This is a genomic window from Paenibacillus sp. LT-B23 (assembly GCF_059417685.1).
On record NZ_JBSQBM010000022.1, the window covers coordinates 82,543 to 103,244 of the forward strand.

Annotated in this window: 21 protein-coding genes; 16 read left to right on the forward strand and 5 right to left on the reverse strand. The window is 44.1% G+C overall.

Annotated elements, in window-relative coordinates; translation table 11 throughout:
- The first annotated feature begins 362 nt into the window (after window positions 1-362).
- From ACWXW9_RS23280 to uvrA, 3 genes are all read left to right on the forward strand, one after another.
- Window positions 363-968 carry a pentapeptide repeat-containing protein gene (locus ACWXW9_RS23280; protein WP_494931372.1) on the forward strand — a complete coding sequence of 202 codons (606 nt, stop codon included), beginning with the start codon at window positions 363-365 and terminating at the stop codon, window positions 966-968.
- Window positions 969-987: 19 nt separating this feature from the next.
- The gene (locus ACWXW9_RS23285; protein ID WP_494931373.1) at window positions 988-1,494 is read left to right on the forward strand and encodes a hypothetical protein; all 507 of its coding nucleotides are present in this window, start codon (window positions 988-990) and stop codon (window positions 1,492-1,494) included.
- A 72-nt stretch (window positions 1,495-1,566) separates the two neighbouring features.
- Window positions 1,567-4,398, forward strand: coding sequence for an excinuclease ABC subunit UvrA (gene uvrA, locus ACWXW9_RS23290; RefSeq protein WP_494931374.1), 2,832 nt, complete (start codon window positions 1,567-1,569; stop codon window positions 4,396-4,398).
- A gap of 163 nt (window positions 4,399-4,561) precedes the next feature.
- On the opposite strand, the gene ACWXW9_RS23295 is transcribed toward uvrA, so the two are convergent.
- The gene (locus ACWXW9_RS23295) at window positions 4,562-4,768 is read right to left on the reverse strand and encodes a hypothetical protein (protein WP_494931375.1); all 207 of its coding nucleotides are present in this window, start codon (window positions 4,766-4,768) and stop codon (window positions 4,562-4,564) included.
- A gap of 116 nt (window positions 4,769-4,884) precedes the next feature.
- Here ACWXW9_RS23295 and ACWXW9_RS23300 point away from each other — a divergent pair, with 116 nt between their 5' ends.
- Window positions 4,885-6,012, forward strand: a complete 1,128-nt coding sequence (locus tag ACWXW9_RS23300) for an NAD(P)/FAD-dependent oxidoreductase (RefSeq protein WP_494931376.1) — start codon at window positions 4,885-4,887, stop codon at window positions 6,010-6,012.
- Window positions 6,013-6,183: 171 nt separating this feature from the next.
- On the opposite strand, the gene ACWXW9_RS23305 is transcribed toward ACWXW9_RS23300, so the two are convergent.
- Complete coding sequence (locus ACWXW9_RS23305; protein ID WP_494931377.1) at window positions 6,184-7,050, reverse strand: MurR/RpiR family transcriptional regulator; 867 nt, start codon at window positions 7,048-7,050, stop codon at window positions 6,184-6,186.
- A 182-nt stretch (window positions 7,051-7,232) separates the two neighbouring features.
- On the opposite strand from ACWXW9_RS23305, the gene ACWXW9_RS23310 reads away from it, so the two are divergent.
- Both ACWXW9_RS23310 and ACWXW9_RS23315 read left to right on the forward strand, forming a co-directional pair.
- The gene (locus tag ACWXW9_RS23310; RefSeq protein ID WP_494931378.1) at window positions 7,233-8,252 is read left to right on the forward strand and encodes a Gfo/Idh/MocA family oxidoreductase; all 1,020 of its coding nucleotides are present in this window, start codon (window positions 7,233-7,235) and stop codon (window positions 8,250-8,252) included.
- 1 nt (window position 8,253) lies between these two features.
- Entirely contained in the window at window positions 8,254-9,255 is a 1,002-nt protein-coding gene (locus tag ACWXW9_RS23315; RefSeq protein ID WP_494931379.1) for a Gfo/Idh/MocA family protein, read from the forward strand.
- Between the two features lie 126 nt (window positions 9,256-9,381).
- On the opposite strand, the gene ACWXW9_RS23320 is transcribed toward ACWXW9_RS23315, so the two are convergent.
- Window positions 9,382-9,612 (reverse strand): MerR family transcriptional regulator, encoded by a 231-nt coding sequence (locus ACWXW9_RS23320; RefSeq protein WP_494931380.1) that lies wholly within the window; start codon window positions 9,610-9,612, stop codon window positions 9,382-9,384.
- On the opposite strand from ACWXW9_RS23320, the gene ACWXW9_RS23325 reads away from it, so the two are divergent.
- The 10 genes from ACWXW9_RS23325 to ACWXW9_RS23370 all read left to right on the forward strand — a co-directional run bounded on the left by ACWXW9_RS23325 (window position 9,602) and on the right by ACWXW9_RS23370 (window position 19,058).
- Window positions 9,602-9,868: a hypothetical protein gene (locus tag ACWXW9_RS23325; RefSeq protein WP_494931381.1), complete on the forward strand. Its 267-nt coding sequence runs from the start codon at window positions 9,602-9,604 to the stop codon at window positions 9,866-9,868. The two genes, ACWXW9_RS23320 and ACWXW9_RS23325, sit on opposite strands and share 11 nt — an antisense overlap.
- A 130-nt stretch (window positions 9,869-9,998) precedes the next feature.
- A complete protein-coding gene (murQ, locus tag ACWXW9_RS23330) occupies window positions 9,999-10,910 on the forward strand; it encodes an N-acetylmuramic acid 6-phosphate etherase (RefSeq protein WP_494931382.1) in 912 nt (303 codons plus the stop codon).
- A gap of 2 nt (window positions 10,911-10,912) precedes the next feature.
- On the forward strand, window positions 10,913-12,385 hold the full coding sequence (locus tag ACWXW9_RS23335) for a PTS transporter subunit EIIC (protein WP_494931383.1): 1,473 nt from the start codon (window positions 10,913-10,915) through the stop codon (window positions 12,383-12,385).
- Window positions 12,386-12,568: 183 nt separating this feature from the next.
- A complete protein-coding gene (locus ACWXW9_RS23340) occupies window positions 12,569-13,624 on the forward strand; it encodes a DUF871 domain-containing protein (protein WP_494931384.1) in 1,056 nt (351 codons plus the stop codon).
- Between the two features lie 41 nt (window positions 13,625-13,665).
- Complete coding sequence (locus ACWXW9_RS23345) at window positions 13,666-14,544, forward strand: MurR/RpiR family transcriptional regulator (RefSeq protein WP_494931385.1); 879 nt, start codon at window positions 13,666-13,668, stop codon at window positions 14,542-14,544.
- Window positions 14,545-14,573: 29 nt separating this feature from the next.
- Window positions 14,574-15,686 carry an amidohydrolase/deacetylase family metallohydrolase gene (locus ACWXW9_RS23350; protein WP_494931386.1) on the forward strand — a complete coding sequence of 371 codons (1,113 nt, stop codon included), beginning with the start codon at window positions 14,574-14,576 and terminating at the stop codon, window positions 15,684-15,686.
- Window positions 15,652-16,755: a DgaE family pyridoxal phosphate-dependent ammonia lyase gene (locus ACWXW9_RS23355; RefSeq protein WP_494931387.1), complete on the forward strand. Its 1,104-nt coding sequence runs from the start codon at window positions 15,652-15,654 to the stop codon at window positions 16,753-16,755. The genes ACWXW9_RS23350 and ACWXW9_RS23355 overlap by 35 nt, the downstream gene beginning before the upstream one ends.
- A 1-nt stretch (window position 16,756) precedes the next feature.
- Window positions 16,757-17,512, forward strand: coding sequence for a 2-dehydro-3-deoxy-phosphogluconate aldolase (gene dagF, locus ACWXW9_RS23360; protein WP_494931388.1), 756 nt, complete (start codon window positions 16,757-16,759; stop codon window positions 17,510-17,512).
- Window positions 17,505-18,521 carry a sugar kinase gene (locus ACWXW9_RS23365; RefSeq protein WP_494931389.1) on the forward strand — a complete coding sequence of 339 codons (1,017 nt, stop codon included), beginning with the start codon at window positions 17,505-17,507 and terminating at the stop codon, window positions 18,519-18,521. The genes dagF and ACWXW9_RS23365 overlap by 8 nt, the downstream gene beginning before the upstream one ends.
- Before the next feature lie 57 nt (window positions 18,522-18,578).
- Window positions 18,579-19,058, forward strand: a complete 480-nt coding sequence (locus ACWXW9_RS23370; protein WP_494931390.1) for a PTS sugar transporter subunit IIA — start codon at window positions 18,579-18,581, stop codon at window positions 19,056-19,058.
- Window positions 19,059-19,194: 136 nt separating this feature from the next.
- On the opposite strand, the gene ACWXW9_RS23375 is transcribed toward ACWXW9_RS23370, so the two are convergent.
- Together ACWXW9_RS23375 and ACWXW9_RS23380 are read right to left on the reverse strand one after the other, a co-directional pair.
- On the reverse strand, window positions 19,195-20,031 hold the full coding sequence (locus ACWXW9_RS23375; RefSeq protein ID WP_494931413.1) for an IS3 family transposase: 837 nt from the start codon (window positions 20,029-20,031) through the stop codon (window positions 19,195-19,197).
- Window positions 19,947-20,345: a helix-turn-helix domain-containing protein gene (locus ACWXW9_RS23380; RefSeq protein ID WP_494931391.1), complete on the reverse strand. Its 399-nt coding sequence runs from the start codon at window positions 20,343-20,345 to the stop codon at window positions 19,947-19,949. Before ACWXW9_RS23380 ends, ACWXW9_RS23375 begins: the two co-directional genes overlap by 85 nt.
- Between the last annotated feature and the right edge of the window lie 357 nt (window positions 20,346-20,702).

Below are 20,702 nucleotides of genomic sequence, written 5' to 3' on the forward strand. Positions count from 1 at the left end.
ATAAGAATAGATTTTTGTTACAAATGCAGGATACACAGGTGTTTTTGTACCTCTCTTTCTTGTATATCTAAAATGTACTACAACCCTGCTGACACACTGTTGTCAGAAGGGTTTTCCTTCCTATGTCGACAAAGGAACTTAGACTATGAACTACTGAATATTTGTTTCAAAAAAAAAGGGGCTTGACTTTACTTCCATTTTAGACAGGTACTTGACAGGTATATGATATATTAAAAAAAGTTGAGATTTGGGAAAACAATTGATAAATCAACAAGACGGGAAATTCAATGTCCCTTAATAGACTTAGATCATGTTTGCCTACTCATAAGAATTAAAAATCAATTTAATGGCGGGGATATATAGTGTATCAATACAAAGACCAAAATTATGAAGCTGTTCATTTTGATGGACAAGATTTACGGTATGGAGAACTTGTACGCTGCACTTTCAAAAAGTGTACATTCATGAATACTTCATTGGATGAGATCGAGACAAGCAATTGTCGTTTTATTGAATGTGACTTTAAAGGTGCTGCTCTATGTGGATCTGTCCATACGGAATCAGCTTTTGAAAATTGTACTTTTAATGGTGCCAACCTCTTTGTCTCCAAATTTAGCTCCTGTAAAATGACAGGATCGGACTTTGCGGGTGCTCAAATGGACGGTGTCACTTTGAGTCAAGGAGACTGGTCCTACACTAATCTAAGGCATACTAAGCTGGGAAAACAGGATTTGAGAAGGATTCGTTTTTATGAAGCAGATTTTACTGATACGGATTTGGCAAAAGCTGACCTGAGAGACTGTGACCTAACGAGAGTAATTTTGAGCAGAGCCAACTTGCAAGGAGCCGATCTGCGAGGTGCCAATCTTGAAGGAATTGATTTGAAATCATTAAATATTAAAGGTGCACGAATGGATAGAGAGCAAGCAATCCTGTTTGTACGCTCCTATGGTGCAAAGGTAGATTGAAGTAAAGTGGAGGCTTTTCATGGAACAGTCTAAAAAACTTCTTTTTTATCCAATGTATGGTGTATGTATTCTCGAATCTGTAGAGAAAGAAGACGACTTGGAAAACCTGCAATGCTCTTATAACTTGTATTTTCCTAAACAAGAACTTCGCATTTTCATTCCGCAACAGAGAGCATTGCAAAAATGTATCCGTCCTTTGTCCAGTGCGGATTCCTTATTGAGTTCCAGAGCTCAGTTTTTTGGAAAATATGCTCAACTTCCTTTGAACCCTTCTGAACGTCGTTCCCTTTTGCAGGCCAAGATTGAGTCAGGGTTTCTTCATGATCATTTTGGCATCATCAGGGATATGATTTGCGCCAAAGCCTACAATTTGAAAATGAATTCTCATGATAGGTCCATTCTAAGTATGGCTCGGGAGATGCTGGTAAGTGAACTAATGTATATTTTGAATATTTCAGCGGACGATGCAGGCAGGTATTTGAAAGAGGATATTGAAAAGCGTCAGCTTGAGTTCAGTCTTCAATAGGAACTTTAACAGAAATATTACAGGTTGAATATTCAGTATGTATTTGGATGGAATAAGTAGGAGGAGCAGTACATGCAAAATTTTATTAACGTTCACGGAGCCCGGGAGAATAATCTGAAAAATATTGATATTCAAATTCCTCGTGACCAAATTGTTGTGATCACCGGGGTGAGCGGCTCGGGAAAATCTAGCCTGGCATTCGATACACTATATGCTGAGGGGCAAATGCGTTATGTCGAATCACTATCTTCCTATGCAAGACAATTTCTCGGGCAGATCAATAAACCAGATGTCGACTCGATCGAAGGACTCTCGCCTGCAATTGCCATTGAACAAAAAACGACATCTAACAATCCACGTTCCACCGTGGGCACTGTAACTGAAATTTACGATTTTTTGAGGTTATTGTGGGCAAGGGTTGGAACGCCACATTGTCCAGCCTGTAAAGGTGAAGTTACACGCCAGTCTGTCGATCAAATTGTAGATCAAATATATAAACTTCCTAATGGCACAAAATATATGGTGCTCGCACCCATAGTAGAAGATAAAAAAGGGGAGCACCAGCACATTTTTGAACAAGCGAGAACGAACGGTTATGCGCGTGTGCGAGTAGACGGCACCGTTATGAATCTATCGGAAGAGATCCTGCTCGATAAAAATAGGAAACATACCATCGCTATTGTGGTGGACCGACTGGTAGTGAAAGAGGAAGATACTCAGAGACTGACAGACTCTATTGAAACAGCCATTTCTTTGTCTGGCGATACCGTATTGATTCACCGGATGGATAGCGGAGAGGACATGCTGTTTTCCAAAAGTTTTGCTTGTGCCCGTTGCGGCTTTTCCTTACAGGAGCTGTCTCCTCGCATGTTCTCTTTCAACAATCAGTACGGCGCCTGTCCGACTTGCACGGGACTTGGGTTTCATCTTAAGGTTGACCCGATCAAAGTCGCACCCGATCGCAGTCAATCGCTGAACTCGGGCGCAATTAAGGCTACCGGATGGGGGAATGTCGAGACCAACTCCTTTTGCAAAATGTATTTTGAAGCGATTGGGAAAAAGGCTGGATTTGATCTGGATACCCCTCTTGATCAGCTTTCACAGGCAGCATTCGACATGCTCCTGTATGGAACACAGGGTGAAAAACTTGAACTCAGATGGGAGAACAATCATCAGGAGAAGGTGCTATACCAGGCGTTCGAAGGGATTGTTAACAATCTGGACCGACGCTACCGGGAAACCCAGTCTGATACGATGCGGAAAGAACTTGAAGGCTATATGTCCGCTTTGCCTTGCCACGATTGTCATGGTGATCGGCTGGCACCGATGCTGCTTGCGGTAACCGTCTGTGATATGAACATTTCAGATTTCTGCAAGCTGTCTGTTACCGAGGCCCTTCATTTTATCGAAAACATGCATCTGGCCCTGGCTAAGGCAATGATTGCCGGCCCGATTACGACGGAGATTGTCGACAGGCTTATATTTTTGAAAAATGTCGGTTTGGAATATTTGACGTTATACCGATCTGCCGGAACACTTTCAGGCGGGGAGAGTCAGCGCATTCGTTTGGCCACCCAGATTGGATCCCGCTTAACGGGAGTACTGTACATTCTCGACGAGCCCTCGATCGGCTTGCATCAGCGAGACAATGATCGGCTGATATCCGCTTTGAAGGAAATGCGTGATCTGGGCAATACCGTTATCGTTGTGGAACACGACGAAGAAACGATCCGACAAGCAGACTGGATTGTGGACATTGGTCCGGGCGCTGGTATGCATGGAGGAGAAGTGGTCGCTCAGGGAGAACTTGATCAGATCACCGCAGAAGAACGTTCGATAACCGGCCAATACTTGTCGCATCAAAGGTGGATCGCGGTGCCGGAGAACCGCAGACCAGGCAATGGACATCATCTGACTATAGTAGGGGCAGCGGAAAACAATCTGAAAGACATCAATGTATCTATCCCATTAGGAACGATCACGTGTGTTACGGGCGTTTCCGGGTCCGGTAAGTCCAGTCTTGTTAACGAGATACTTTATAAAAAGCTGGCGGCGACACTAAATCGAGCTCACACTCGTGCAGGCAAACATTTGCAAATCGATGGCATTCAGCATTTGGATAAGATCATTAACATTGATCAGAGCCCGATTGGGCGGACTCCTCGTTCCAATCCGGCCACGTATACAGGTCTTTTTGACAATATCCGCTCCCTGTTTGCCCTGACAAACGAAGCCAAGGTGCGTGCATATGGCCCAGGTCGGTTTTCGTTTAATATTAAGGGTGGCCGCTGTGAAGCCTGTACCGGAGATGGACTGATGAGAATCGGGATGCATTTCCTGCCCGATGTATATGTGCCTTGTGACGTCTGTAAAGGGAAACGATATAATCGGGAGACTCTGGAAGTTCACTATAAAGGAAAAAGCATTGCAGATGTTTTGGAGATGACTGCGGATGAAGCTGTTATTTTTTTTGAGAATGTTCCAAAAATACGGAAGAAAATCGAGGCGCTTTGTAAAGTGGGGTTGGGTTACGTGAAGTTGGGCCAGTCTTCTACAACGCTATCAGGTGGAGAAGCACAGCGAGTGAAACTTGCATCAGAATTGCTGAAGCCCGCTACGGGTTCGACGCTATATGTCATGGATGAACCCACTACAGGGCTTCACGTGGCGGATGTGCAGCAGTTGATCAACATTCTTCATGTGTTGGCCGATGATGGCAACACCGTCGTCGTTATCGAACATAATCTGGATGTAATCAAGAATGCGGACTATATTATTGATCTGGGACCCGAGGGTGGAAGTAATGGAGGAAACGTCATATGTACGGGGACTCCGGAACAAGTGGCCGACTTTAAGCAGAGCTACACGGGGCAATATTTATGTAAAGAACTTAGAGACAGTTGATTTTATGATTTCGACTGAGATACGGGCGACCCGAAATTGGGTGCCTGTATTTTTTTCCTAAATAGACTTGTGAATTTTATTAGTTGTTTGTCTAGGTGTGTGTACCTCATGAAATCGAACCAACCTGAATAGTAGATGATTTATTTTTGATATTTGTTGGCGTTCATGTCGGTAATGAACTGATCGGAATTTCAATGCTTACTCGTCCGCCTCCAGTCTGGGTGGAATTGGTGATGCCCAGCCTTCGTCTATGACACTGAACCGAATACGGTCTTCCACCGTCTCCACGATCAACCTGATCTCGCTGTACTCCGGCGATGATGCCGACAGGGTCAACAATTTGTTCGACTTCGGATAGGATTGTACTCATAGGTGATGTTAATGATCGTCTAACACATTTATCTCAATTGTAATAAATTGTTAATATTATGCATTCATGCAGTATTCGCTATAATGGATACAGTGATTTGGGGAAGGAATGTAATTATGAAGAAGATCATCGTAATTGGATCAGGGATTCTTGGGGCATCAACAGCATATCAGTTAGCCAAAATGGGTGCTAATGTCATTATTGTAGACCGCAAAGATAAAGGACAGGCTACTGATGCCGCTGCTGGCATTATCTGTCCCTGGCTATCACAGCGACGCAATCAGGCTTGGTATCGGCTGGCAAAAGCTGGTGCACGTTTTTACCCTGGACTGATTGAAGAACTCAAAAGCGAGGGAGAAACAGAAACAGGCTATGCTCAAGTGGGTGCTCTTAGTATCCGTGATGATTTGGAGAAAATCAGAAAGATGGAAGAGCGGGCACACATACGACAAGCGGATGCACCGGAAATCGGTGAAATTACCCGCCTAAATGAAAAAGAAACCCATGAACGGTTTCCTTTGTTAGTAGAAGGCTATCATTCTGTTCATATTAGTGGTGCCGCCCGTATAGATGGTCGTGCGCTGCGCGATGCGTTGCTCCGATCAGCACAAAGAAACGGGGCCATCCTTGTACATGGGGATGCTGCGCTTCAATATGAATCCGACCATGTAACAGGAGTAGCAGTCGGTGCAAAAAGCTTCTCGTCTGACGAAGTCATTGTTTGTGCAGGTGCATGGGCAAATCAACTGCTGCAGCCTTTAGGCATTCACTTTAAGGTTAGTTTTCAAAAAGCACAAATCATGCATTTACAGGTTCCTAATAGGCAAGACACAGGCACCTGGCCTGTGATCATGCCGCCTTCTGATCAATATCTGCTGGCTTTTGATAAACAGAAGATCGTAATAGGGGCGACTCACGAAAATGAAATCGAAGGTTACGATACGAGAGTAACAGCAGGCGGGATGCAGGAAATTCTGAATAAAGGTCTAGAATTGGCACCTGGTTTAGCAAACAGCAATTTTCAGGAGGTAAGAGTTGGTTTCCGTCCTTTTACACCCGGTTTTCTTCCGGTGATAGGCGCTGTTCCTGGGTGGGATGGCCTTATAGCGGCAAACGGACTTGGAGCATCCGGGTTGACTATGGGTCCATATATTGGAAGTCAGCTGGCAAAGTTGGCACTTGGAATGGCTTTGGATATCGATATAAATGATTATGATATTCGAAAAGCAATAGATGAAAGTTGATCCTTACCTGCAGACAACACCATAAATGCTTAAGAAGTCGCCATATTGGCGGCTTTTTTTGTTTTAGCGATATAAGTTCTTGTCCTTAGGGTGGGACAAGAACATGTATTCATAGCCGATTAGAAGCTTGACTAATGGCCTGGAGTCACCGAAGAAGCCTAGCTATTCATTCTATACGTCATTCATCATGTCATTGATATGGAATTTCTTCAACGATTGTGTTGTGGTTTGCATGTTTTTCGAGTAGTCGATTTTATAGATACAGGAGTAAATCACATTTAATACATAGTCAAAGGCAATTTGCGACGAAAATGTACCAATCTTGGCATGTTTTACTTCGTCATTAGGCACCTGTATACAGATATTACTGAGTTTGGCCAATTCACTTTGATTAGTTGCTGTTATTGTGATAAAAGGGATATTTTCATGTGTAAAATGCTGTGCTGCTTTTAAAAAAATCGGCGACTTTCCGTGGTAAGTTAAAAAAACAGCGCAATCCTGTGTCGTAAGATTAGCCGTATGGTAAGCCCATTCAGACAGCTCCGTGGCTATAACCACGTACTTGTTTATTTTTACTAATTTATTTTGAAAACTTTTCGCTCGGATTTGTGAATCGCCTAACGCATATATAAAGATCCTTTTCGCTTGATCCAGCAACTGGGCTGTTTGCGACAGCAAGTCGTCATCCATGAATGTAAAGTTTTTTTCGATCGTTTCCTTCATTAATTCTGCAATTTCTTTTGCCACTTGAAGTGGGGATTCATCAAAACCGAATGGATAGTTGGGGTCCACATTGGAAATGTTTTGGGTATTCTGCTGAAACTCCCGAGCAAGTTTGATTATAAACTCCTTGAAGCCAGATAACCCAAGTTTATGCGTTAATCGATTAATCGCGGAATGCGAAGTATACGTAGCCTTTGCAAGCTCCTGAATATTTAAGTGTAGGATACTTTCCTTGTGAATCAAAATATAGGATGCAATGCTTTTTTCGTTTGGTGTAAAGTTTTGCATTTCTGATAATTGCATCAGTATTTTCAACAGGTTCACCCCGGCTCAATTGAATATAACGTTTGATAAATAATATGAAATAAACATTTTGTTTAAAAATAAACAACCATTTTTAAAAATAATCGGTTGAATGTACCATTTTGGCGATAAATCCTTTACGATCGACGTTCTTCTTCTATAATAAATGAAAAAGAGCCTAAGGGGGAAATAATATGCTTACCATCGGTTATATTGGGAATGGGAAAAGCACGAACCGTTATCATCTTCCTTTTTCATTGACCAGAGCTGATTTGAAAGTGAAGACCATATACGCCCGTAATCCAGATAAAGGGGAGTGGGGAAAAATCCCTGGCGTGCTGTATACAGATAATATTGAATCTCTAGTGAACGATAAGGAGATTCAGTTGATTGTTATCTGTACACCTGTAGAATCCCACTACTCTTATGCGAAAATGGCGCTTGACCACGGGAAAAATGTACTTGTTGAGAAACCATTTATGTTAACCAAAGAAGAAGCTGTGTCGATCTTCCAATACGCTAAAGAGAAAAATCTGGTTATACAATGCTATCAGAATAGACGTTACGATTCGGATTTCCTCACTACCAAGAAGGTTATTGAATCAGGAAAGCTTGGAGATTTGCTGGAGGTGGAGATGCATTACGATTATTATCGCCCTGAGATCCCGAACTCCACTTCTCATTTTTCCAAATATAACAGTTACCTATATGGACATGGCGTTCATACCATTGACCAGGTTCTTTCCTATTTTGGGAAGCCGGACACAATCCATTACGATGTTCGTCAATTGCTGGGTGCTGGGAGAATGAATGATTACTTTGATCTGGATTTTTATTATCCCTCGCTCAAGGTATCCATCAAATCCAGCTTTTTTCGCTTAAAAGAGCGGCCGAGTTTTGTTGTATACGGTAAAAAAGGCGTTTTTATAAAGCAAACGAAGGATCGTCAGGAGGAGCATCTGAAATTATACTATCTGCCTAAGGGACACGCCGATTTCGGCATCGACCAGCCCGAGCATTACGGCATCTTAACATATCTGGATGATAAAGGCGAGTACCATGAAGAAAAAGTCGTTTCTGAAAAGGGAGACTATGCCCGAGTGTATGACGATATCTATCAGTCGATCGTACTTGGCAAAGAAAAAGTGATTAAAGACGAAGAAACGATAGCTTCTATGGAAATACTAGAAAAAGGTATAGAGGAGTGTAACTAAAATGAAGTTGGGAATTGTCGGAGCAGGGATGATCGTAGGGGATCTATTGAGCTTTATTCAGGAAATCCCCACCATTTTATTAAAGGCCATTTGTTCTAGACCTAGCCACGAGGAGAAATTACTGGATTGGCAAAATAAATATGGTATATCTCAGATTTATTCGGATTACAGTGAGATGTTGATGAATAGTGATGTAGATACAGTCTATATCGGACTGCCTAATCATCTTCATTATTCATATGCCAAAGAAGCATTATTGAGTGGTAAACATGTCATTTGTGAGAAGCCGTTTACTTCCAATTTGCATGAATTTCTAGAGCTAAAAGAAATTGCTCAGCAAAGAAAACTGGTATTGGTGGAAGCCATTACGAATCAATATTTGAAAAATTATTTGTCAATGAAGGAGTATCTTCCTAAGCTGGGTGAGATCAAAATGGTTGAATGCAACTATTCTCAATATTCATCTCGGTATGAGGCTTTCAAAGCGGGAATAATCCGGCCTGCCTTTAATCCGGAAATGTCTGGTGGAGCCTTGATGGATATTAATTTATATAATATTCATTTGGTTGTTGGTTTCTTCGGGAGTCCTAAGAAGGTGGAGTATTGGGCAAACATGGAGCGTGGAATTGATACTTCAGGTATGCTGCTGCTGGATTACGGTGATTTCAAGTGTGTCTGCATAGGTTCAAAAGACAGTACGGCCCCTAATGCAGTGAACATTCAAGGTAATAAGGGCTATATACACATGGCAAGTCCGGCTAATGTATGCGACTGCTTTGATTACACTGCGAATAAGGAAACGCCAATTCGGGTGGACCTGAAAGATCATCCGCATCGTATGTATGACGAATTCGTTGAATTTGACCGTATTATCAGAGAAAAAGATTTGGAAAAAGTCTCGGATATGCTTGAACATAGCGAGAAGGTCATGAATGTCATTGAGAAAGCCAAGCAGTCCGCCAATCTTGTATTTGGTCCCGACAAACCATTTCATTCCAGATAATTTTTTTCATTTGAGCTACATAAGCGCAAAGAACCTAACTAACTTTTAGCTAGGATGGATATCTTTACGCTTATGTAGACTAAAAATATCATTGAAGAAAGTTCCTGCTTCATATACAAAACAGCTCTATAGAATATCTGCTTTATTCCATTTTCCGGGATTCGTATCATCCGGGATCATATGATTGATTATATCTAAGTAGTGATTTGCTTTGTCTTCCATGTATTCGGCCCTTAGCTTCGCTTCCTCCAACTGAGCCAGTGCAGCGGCTTTTTGTTCCAGGATGATTTCATAGCGTTTCTGAATAGTAGAGTCGCCTTCCAAACATAGTTCTACATAGGTTTTGATGTTTTCCACTTTGCTGACCGTTAGCAAGAACGAGGTTGCCCCAAACGTAACTTTTCTACTGAATAGTGCGGATCATTCTAAAAACGTCAAAAAAGAAAGCAGAGCAGCGATTCTCCGTTATGGGGGAGTCGCTGCTCTGCGTTTTGGTTATGAGCTGCTTGCTTTGGCAGTTTATGAGCAAGGCAAAGCCCCTCGACCGTATCTGTTAAATTATGCTCGTGAGGATTCTGGAGAAGATCATCGACACGTAAATATTTTGAAATAATATTACATGAATCAAACAAACATATGGTAATAATATTACACTTGAGATATAATAAGACCAAGAACATGAACAAAGAAAATTGTCACAAGGTACAAAGACGATTGGATGAATGATTAGTTTAGAAGAAAGGATGAATAATGTGCTAGAAAATTTGATCACAGAGAAAAGGAATCAACGCACTTTGGAGTTAGACCAGCTATCAACTGCTTCTACTCTTCAGCTTATGCAGGAGGAGGATGAGAAGGTATCCTTGGCAGTGAAAGAAAAGCTGGAAGATATCGAAAAGGTGGTAACCGCTGTCATCCGAAGCTTCAAGCAGGGCGGACGCCTGATTTATACCGGGGCAGGAACTAGTGGAAGAATGGGGATTCTCGATGCAGTAGAGTGTGTGCCTACATTTGGAACCAATCCGGACATGGTTCAGGGGTTGATCGCAGGTGGAGAAACAGCAATCAGACGGGCGGTAGAAGGTGCTGAGGATTCCATTGAACAAGGAGAAAACGATCTTAAGCAGCTAAATCTGACGCCTAATGATACTGTAGTAGGGATTGCCGCTAGCGGGCGAACACCATACGTCATTGGCGCCCTGAAATATGCTGCCCGGATTGGGGCGTCTACAGCCAGCTTGTCCTGCAATCAGAATGCAGAGATCAGCAAATATGCACAATACCCGATTGAAATCTTGACAGGGGCGGAGATATTAACGGGCTCTACTCGCTTGAAGGCTGGAACAGCTCAGAAGATGGTGCTGAACATGATTTCCACTGCAGCTATGATCGGCATAGGCAAGGTATACAGCAATCTGATGGTGGATGTGCAGCCAACCAATGAGAAGCTGGTGCTCAGAGCGAAATCGATCATCAGTGAGATCACAGGCTGCGATATGGATACTGCCTCCATTTATTATGAAAAAAGCCATCATCAGGTGAAAGTAGCTGTAGTGATGCTGCTTGCGGGACTTGGTTATGAAGAAGCGCAGCAAAGATTGCAGGAATCGGGAGGATTTATTCGTCAAGCGGTACAACATCACGAGGGGGAATAACCATGTCAAAAGAAAAGGACTTGGCATTTGGCATTTTGGGTAAAGTGGGAGGGATTCAAAATGTAGAATTGATTACCCACTGTATGACACGAGTCCGAATCACTTTAAGAGACGAAAGCTTGGCGAGCGTTGAAGAATTGAAACGTATTCCCGGTGTGCTTGGCGTGATTGAGGAATCAACACTGCAAATTATTGTAGGCCCTGGTTTGGTGGAGAAGGTCTCCCGGGTGATTGCAGACATCAGTGGTGTGGACTTGGGAGAAGTGATTCCATTACAGAATGTCCATGCCATTCAGACTAACCCGGCAAGTGAGACTGGCGGATTAAGTGACAAGGAGAAGGCGGAGCAGCTTGCGGCTCAAAATAAGGAGAAGTATAAGAAAAAAAACAATACTCCTGTGAAAAACTTCTTGAAATCGATTTCAAACATTTTTATTCCGCTGGCACCCGCATTTGTTGCGGCTGGTCTCTTGGCGGGGATTACCTCCGTTATTGGCAATTTCATTACAGCGGGGCATCTGTCCGGTGAAGGCTGGGCGCAATTTAACCTTATTCTCAATGTCATCAAAAACGGCATCTTCTCCTATATGGCTATTTTTGTGGGCATCAACTCTGCCAGAGTATTTGGTGCAAGCCCATCATTAGGTGGTGTTATTGGCGGTGCGACTCTTCTCACCGGTATGAAGCCGGAACTGCCTATCCACAATTTATTTACGGGAGAACCTCTGATTGCCGGGCAAGGCGGTATCATTGGTGTTGTGTTGGCGGTTTGGATTTTATCCGTGATTGAAAAAAGATTGCATAAAATTATGCCTAATTCCATCGATCTGATTGTTACTTCGTTTCTGAGTGTACTAGCAACCGGATTGCTGACCATCTTTTTGATCATGCCATTTGCCGGGTTTGTTGCTGACAATCTGCTAATGGCCGTTAACTGGATATTATCTGTAGGCGGGGCGTTTGCAGGCTTTTTCCTCGGTGGAATCTGGCTCGTTATGGTTATGTTTGGCTTGCATCATATAATGACACCTATTCATATCGAATTGATTGCACAGACAGGGATGACCATATTGCTTCCGATTCTGGCCATGGCTGGAGCAGGTCAGGTAGGTGCGGGACTGGCACTTTGGATCCGCTGTCGTAAGAATAAGCAGCTTACGGGTATTATTAAAGGAGCTTTGCCTGTAGGCGTGCTTGGCATTGGCGAACCGTTGATTTATGGCGTAACTCTTCCTTTGGGCAAGCCATTCGTAACTGCGTGTCTGGGCGGGGCATTTGGTGGTGCAGTGATTGGATATTTTGGCAATGTAGGCGCCATGTCCATTGGTGCGTCTGGCATTGAAATGCTGCTGCTGATTGCTGACGGTAAATGGTGGGTGTACCTGCTGGGTTTAGTTACAGCGTACATCTTTGGATTTGGCTGCACCTATGTGTTTGGTACGCCAAAGGAAGCACGTGAACCAAAGGAAGCCTGAGACAACAAACAAAACTCTTTTTATCGCTTCTCTTAAGCTGGCAAGAGCAGATTTCGTCTTGCTGTTGGAGTTTTGAAGCAGATGGAGATGGACAAACGGACTTATGATTTAGTCTTATGCTGCACCAGCAAGTTTGATTCATGTAGTTAAATAACGTTTTTGATGAAAAGGAGTGTTAGTAAAATGAGTGGAGTATTGGTGTCACTAACTGAGCAGAGTCTTGATAAGACGATGGAATATTTGAACTATATGCAAAAAAATGGATTCAAATCCATTTTTACTTCTCTGCAGATTCCGGAGGAGGACCCACGGGAGCTGCTAGAGCCACTAACGCGGATCGGGGAGTTTGCCCTCAGACACGATATGCTCTTCATGGTGGATGTGTCTCCAAGAACATTTAATCATTTCTCGTTACAACAGTTGAAGGCCAGCGGTGTTACGGGATTAAGAATTGATAACGGAATGGAGATTCCGGAAATTGCCGAGCTGTCCCACGAGTGGCGCGTTGCTTTGAATGCGAGTACGATCGATCAGGCATTTTTGGACGGCTTGCGCGAGCAGCAGGCGAATTTCGCTTCCTTAGAGGCTTGGCACAATTATTACCCTAGACCGGAGACGGGTCTTGAACTGACCGTTTTCCAGAACCAGAATCGCTGGTTACAATCCCAAGGCCTAACCGTTGCGGCCTTTATTCCGGGAGACGGAGATTTAAGAGGCCCGCTGCATGAGGGGTTGCCAAGCCTGGAGAAGCATCGTCATATGTCTCCATTTGCCAGCTACTTGGAATTGGTGCAAGAGTGCTTTGTGGATCATGTTCTCATTGGCGATCTATCGATAAGCCCATGGACGATGCAGCAATTTCTTGCCTGGAATGAAGGAACAGTGTTATTGGGCGTTGAGAAGCAACGACCATCACATGTATGGGATGCCGTCCACCATAACCGTCCTGATATAGCACGTGACGTTATTCGTTCGGAGGATGCACGTCGTGATTATAAAGGAAGTATTCTTCCAGAGCATACCGTGGAACGTCCAGTCGGAGCCCTGACCATCGATAATGATAAATATTTGCGGTATTCCGGTGAATTTCAAATTGTACTCTATCCTTTGCCTGCCGATGAACGGGTTAACGTAATCGGGTATGTCACACAAGGAGATATCCCTCTCCTGACGTTCTTGCAAAGTAGTGGTATACCCTTCCGTTTCCTTGCAACAACATCCTCTCGTGAATTATATTAATATATAAAATTAATAGTTCACGTGATAATGGAGGCGTTTGTATGGGAATGGGAATGGGAGTGGGTCAAATTTTATCAAGAATTGAAAATTTGATGCCAAAATTAACACAAAGCGAGCAAAAGGTAGCTCGCTTTGTACTGGAAGCTCCGGATGAAGTGATGTTTATGTCCGTACAGGAAATGGCTTCACGTTCTCTTTCCAGCAGTGCATCTGTTGTACGTTTTTGCCGTTCCATAGGCCTGAAGGGTTTCCCCGAATTAAAGGTAGCCTTGTCGGCTGATCTGGCTCAGGAGCAAAAAACAGGGTATTTCGATCTGGATAAAAATTCAAATTCGACGGAGTTGGTTGATAAAATTTTGTCTAATGTGATCCAGTCTCTAAAGGATACAGTAGGCCAGCTTGACGTAGAAATGATTGAACGGGTGGCTCACAGCTTGTACAAGGCACCCGCCATATTTGCTTACGGTATTGGTGCATCGGCATTGGTTGCAGAGGACATTGCCCAAAAATGGCTGCGGATGGGGAAAAACGTGTTTGCGTTTCATGATATCCATGTATTGACGATGAGCATGGCGAATGCACCTAAAGGAAGCGTATTTATCGGAATTTCCTATAGCGCCGCCACCAAGGAAGTGCTGCAATTGATGAAATTTTCCAAAAAAAGTGGGTTGACCACCGTTAGCTTTACGGGGTTTGGTCGCAGCGAATTATCGGATATAAGCGATTTTAATCTATTCACCTCGCTTGCTCCTGAAGCAAAGGTAAGAAGTGCAGCGACCAGTTCCAAGCACAGCCAGTTTCTTATCGTGGATCTGCTGTACTATGTATATGCCTCAATTAATATTGACGATTCGATCGATAAGATTACGAGAACTCGTAAGGCGACTTATGAATTAAAAAATTTGGAGCCGGAGACATAACTCGGCATCATCCGAAAAAGGTGAGGCAAGTGAAAAATAACTTTGTGCTCCGTCATCTTAAGCAAATCGGCGGAGAAATAATTGATATTGTTGTAGATAATGGCATTATTGCAGAAATCACTGAATCGGGCAAAGGCCAAGCTCCTGTAGAATGGGATGGCTCAGGTATATACGTGTCCAGCGGTTGGATTGATATGCATGTCCATGCTTTCCAGGAATTCACTCCTTACGGTGATGAGATTGATCTCATTGGCGTGAATCAAGGGGTAACCACGATTGTAGACGCGGGAAGTTGCGGTGCAGAACGGATCTTCGAATTGGCGGCGCATGCCAAGCAATCCAAAACCCGCGTATTCGCATTCCTTAATATATCGGAAATTGGACTGCAGCGAATCGATGAATTATCTTCTCTGGCATGGATTAACAAGGAAAAGGTAATCCAGACTCTTCAGCAGGATGAAGGTTTTATTGTAGGACTCAAGGCAAGAATCAGCAGCAGCGTAGTTGGCGATCAAGGTATTAAACCGCTTAAAATTGCGCTTGAAATGTCGGATGAGACGGGGTTGCCTCTAATGGTCCATATTGGCTCAGCTCCCCCGGATATAAAAGAAATCGTTCCTTTATTACGTCACAAAGATATCATTACTCACTATCTCAATGGCAAAAACAATAACTTGTTTAATGAATTGGATGAGCCATTGGAGGTTCTTGAAGAGGCTATTGCCAGAGGAGTTCACCTGGATGTAGGTCATGGCACGGCGAGCTTCTCTTTCAGAGTGGCTGAAGCTGCCAAAAAGCACGGAATCCATCCGGATACGATCAGCACAGATATTTACCGTGGCAATCGTCTAAATGGACCCGTATACAGTATGTCTTGTGTCCTATCCAAATTTATTTGCTTGGGTTATTCGCTGGAGGACACGATTGCAGCAGTTACGACAAGAGCCGCCAGTTGGTTACAGCGCCCTGAGCTGGGCCGTATTCAGGTTGGAGAACCGGCCAATCTAACATTATTTTCACTGCGTCCGAATCAGTTGATATTCAGTGATTCACAAGGTCAACAAAGAGTGACTGATCAAATAATCAGAGCGGAAGGAGTCGTTACTGGTGGAGAATTCATTAAATGCGAAGTACGGGCTTAAACGGGTCATAAATGCCAGCGGGCGAATGAGTATTCTTGGTGTATCCGCGCCAAGCGATACTGTAATGGAGGCGATGAGGCAGGGAGCGCAAAGCTATGTGGAAATCGCCGATTTGGTAAACAAAGCTGGTGATTACACAGCACGAATTCTTGGTGCGGAAGCAGCAGTCATAGTCAATTCTGCCTCAAGCGGCATTGCTTTGTCCGTTGCGGCTCTGGTAACGCAGGGGAATCGCCGACTGAGCGAACGGTTGCATCAGGAGGAGATAGTCCGCAATGAGATTATTATTCTGAAGGGTCACAATGTTCAATATGGTGCGCCTGTAGAGACGATGGTCTATCTGGGAGGCGGTAAGCTGGTAGAGGTAGGATACGCCAACGAGGGACGCTGCGAGCATATTGAGGACGCCATTTCCGATAGAACGGCGGGTATTTTGTATGTAAAATCTCACCATGCTGTCCAGAAAAACATGATTGCGGTGGAGGAAGCGGCGCAAATAGCCAATCGTAATGGCGTACCGCTGATTATTGATGCTGCGGCGGAAGAAGATCTTCGCAAGTATGTCCAGTATGCCGATCTGGCTATTTATAGCGGCTCCAAGGCGATAGAAGGACCTACCTCCGGGATCGTAGCCGGGCGGCGAAGCTATATTGAATGGCTTAAGGTGCAATTGTCCGGCATTGGAAGAAGCATGAAGGTAGGCAAGGAGACAACCTTTGGCCTGCTGGAAGCCTTGGATGAATATATGAATAAGCCCGATCGCAGCGAAGAGGAACGGCAAAGCCTTCAATTACTGCTTGAGTTAAATGATATTGCCGGTGTCAAAATATCCATCGTACAGGATGAAGCGGGAAGAAGCATTTATCGCGGGCGGGTGCATATCGATCCGCAACAGGCTGGAATTACAGCCGAAGAGCTTGTTAAGCATCTCCGGCAAGACGAAATAGCCATTTATACGCGTGATTACGGAGTAAGGCAAGGGTATTTTGATATTGATCCAAGACCACTGCTTGGTGATGATATGACGATCATTGTGAGACAAATACGGAATTTGATAGGGAGGAATTAACTTGTCCTTGATTTCACAACGATTTTACAGAAACCGCGTTGCACTAAATGTATTGGCCAAGGATATTGCCAATGCCAAAGAAATCTTTGAAGCAGCAGAAGGTTATGTAGTGGTGGGCGTCCTTTCCAAAAATTATGCCACTGTGCAGGAAGCCGTAACCGCAATGCGTGAATATGGTGAAGAGTTGGAAGATGCCGTATCCATTGGACTTGGTGCAGGTGATAATCGTCAGGCTGCTGTTGTAGCCGAGATTGCCAAATATTATTCCGGTAGTCACATCAATCAGGTGTTTCCGGCAGTAGGGGCAACCTGGGCGAATTTGGGGACGAAGGATAGCTGGATTAACAGCTTGGTATCTCCAACCGGACAAGTGGGGAAAGTAAACATTTCGACTGGCCCTATAAGCGCTGCCGAACAGGAGAGTGCGGTCGTTCCCGTGTCATCTGCGATTGCTTTGGTTCGTGACATGGGGGGCAATGCCTTGAAATATTATCCGATGGAAGGCCTCAGCAGGGAGCAGGAGTTCCGTGCTGTAGCCCAAAGCTGCGCAGCGGCTGGCTTTGCTCTGGAGCCAACCGGAGGAATCGATATGGATAATTTCGAGACGATTATGAACATTGCTCTTGAAGCCGGCGTGCCTCAGGTAATTCCGCACGTGTATTCCTCAATTATTGATAAGGATACGGGAAACACCAATATTGAGCAAGTGCGTAAGTTAACGGCCATTATGAAAAGATTGGCGGATCAATATGCCTAAGGTTATCGCTGCCTTTGGCGAAGTGATGATGCGCCTTCAAGTTCCGGGCTATGCCCTGCTTTCCCAAAGCAATTCCCTAAATTATTCATTTTCCGGGACAGGGGTTAATGTTCTGGCTGCATTAGTCCGTTTGGGGCATGCCGGTTATTTAATCTCCAGATTACCCTTGGGACCGTTGGGTGATGCAGCCATAGCAGAGGTTAGAAAATTGGGGGTATCGACTGAGCTTGTTATGCGTGGCGGGGAATACCTTGGGATGTATTTCCTAGAACAGGGATTCGGGGGAAGACCCAGCCGAGTCACTTATACCAATCGCCTTGAGAGCAGCTTTAATCGTGCCCCCGCGGGATTTTACGATTATGAACAAATTGCGAAACAAGCAGATGTCATTCATTTTTGCGGGATTACGCTAGCTATGAATGAAGAGGTTCGCTGCCAAATGAAGACATTAGCCCAGGCTGTCAAAAGACGAGGCGGACTGGTTATATTTGATGCGAATTATCGCCCTGCCTTGTGGGGAGAAGATGGGCATCGCAAGGCGAAGCCACATTATGAGGATATGTTGGAGTTGGCCGATATCGTCCTGATGAACGAAAAAGATGCCCTTTTTATCTTGGGTTTGAAGTCTGTTGAGACCAAGCGGGAGGATCAACTTGCGGACTTGATGCCACAGGTGGCCAAGCAGTTTCATATCTCTGTCATTGCGGGCACGTTTCGCGGGATTAACGGGGACAACTCCCATTCTTTGCAAGGTTTTATATGGAAAAATCAGAGCCTTGTATTTTCTCCTACGCTTACATTTCCGGTTTATGACCGGATTGGCGCTGGGGACGCATTTGCAAGCGGAGTTATCCATGGTGAGCTTGCGGGTTATTCCACGGAGGAGATTGTGCAATTTGCTGTCACTGCAGGAATGTTGGCCCATACTATTCCTGGTGATTCACCAATGGCATCTGAAGCGGATATTATCCGGGCCATGTCCCCAGCCATAAGGGATATTGAGAGATGATCAAGTGAATTATACCAATAGTTAATCGGCATATTTGCAAAAACAGGAGAGGATTATATGTTTGGATGGAAAAAGAAGAAAGTCGAAGCTAATACCCTTGACATTATATCCCCTGTACCCGGACAAGTAGTGGGTCTTGAGCAAGTACCGGATGAAGCGTTTTCCACCAAAGCCATGGGGGAAGGTTTTGCTGTTCGACCTGTCAAAGGCGAGGTTAGGGCCCCTTTTTCAGGTGCAATATCCCATATTATGAATAAAAGCAAGCATGCACTTTTGCTGGAAAATGAGGCTGGCATTCAGATTCTTATTCATGTTGGGGTAGATACGGTATCGTTAAAAGGTGAAGGGTTTACGTCCCATGTCGTAACAGGGCAAACGGTTGAGCAGGGTCAACTGCTGTTGGAATTTGATATCGCCAAAATTAAAGAAGCAGGGTTATCCGATATCACCTTAGTAATTGTACCCTCCGGTCAAGAGAAGGTACAGCGGATTGAAGGATTACTGGAATCGGAAGCTATGTTACGTATTTATTATTAGAAAATGAGTCCAAAGTAAACGACAACTAGAGGTAGGGGTACCACCAGCAAAACACGAATTTACAACGATAAGGAAAACGAAAAAAGCCCAATTTCTCAATGGTCAAGACCCCATTTTATAGACAATGAAAAAAGACCTAGGCTATAAGCCGCTTCCGGTACTCTACCGGGGGCAGTTTATTTAGCCTTCGTTGTGGCCGATGTTGGTTATAAAATCGAATGTAATCTTCAATTTTCCTTTGTGCCTCATCCATATCTCGGATATCATAAGGATAGAGTCCTTCCGTTTTGAGATGCGAGAAGAAGCTCTCCATGGAGGCATTGTCATAACAATTGCCTCGGCGAGACAGCTGATTTCGGGTGCCAACCTTTGACAGCATGTCGTGGTATGCATGGGAGGTGTACTGGAATCCCTGATTGCTGTGAACGATCAGTCCGGTCACGTCTTTTTGCTGAGTCCACGCCTGCTGAAAGGTTCGGAGAACCAGTTCATTGTCGTTCCTAGTGCTCATTTGATAAGCGATAATTTTGTTATTGAACAAATCCTTCACGGCTGAGAGATAGAGCCACTTCTCGCCTACACGATATTGCGTAATGTCTGTCACCCATTTTTGGTTGGGGGCATCCGCCTTGAAATCCCGTTTCAATATATTTTTTGCCACCCGACCTCCTTCAGAAGAAACATAATTACAACGATGCTTTCGGCGGATTCTCGAACGAATTCCTGGATCCTGCATGATTCTGAGTACCTTCTTATGATTCATCCAAACCCCATGGTCTTGTAGCAAGAACAGTTGAATTTGGCGATAGCCCAAGACTCCGTTATACCGTTCATATACCTTCTGAATGAGTTCTTTCGCAGCCTGGCCCCGTTCTACTCCTTTACGTTTCAGGAAAGCGTAATATCCACTTCTGGAGACAGCAAAGAGCTTGCAGAGGTCGCTAACGGCATCATCTTTTGCGGCGCTCTCAATGACTCTATATTTAGACGTTTCACCTCCTGCATCCAGATTTCCAAACACTTTTTTAGCATTTCATTTTCCCGTTTGAGCTTTTGAACATATCTATCCTGATCGATATATTCTTTACGACGCCCCCGTTGATCCAGTAGCCCAAATTCCCCTAGCTCTCGGTATCTCTTCATCCATTTCTTTACTCGCCCGTGGTCTTGAATCTCAAAATGCTCCGTAATTTTCCGATAAGTCCATCTTTCCTCCACATGTAAACGAATGGCCTCTTTTTTGATCTCATCCGAGTATGTTTTAAACTTCTGTCCTTTAATCGCCATAACAATACACCCCCTAGAATTTCATCGGACAAACCAGGGGGTTTTTCCAATGTCTATTCTAAGGGGTGCACTTCAGTTTTCTTTCCTTGATCAGGGTGTTTTTTGCTGTTTCTATGCAGCCCTATTTTGCTCTTTCGTAATACTTTCGCCATGTTCACCCGGTCACTTATAAGCGATGAATAAGGAGGTTGATGACACAGAAGGTATAACCGGGGCAGGGATTTAAGACGTCCCGCAGTGCCCGCCCTTTGGGTATTGGTAAAGATTCGATTTTGGTATCGAAGAGAAAATTATTGAACAAAAACCTACAGAAGAATTCCGCGCCTTGTCAGGACAACAGGGCCATGATGAGGGCTT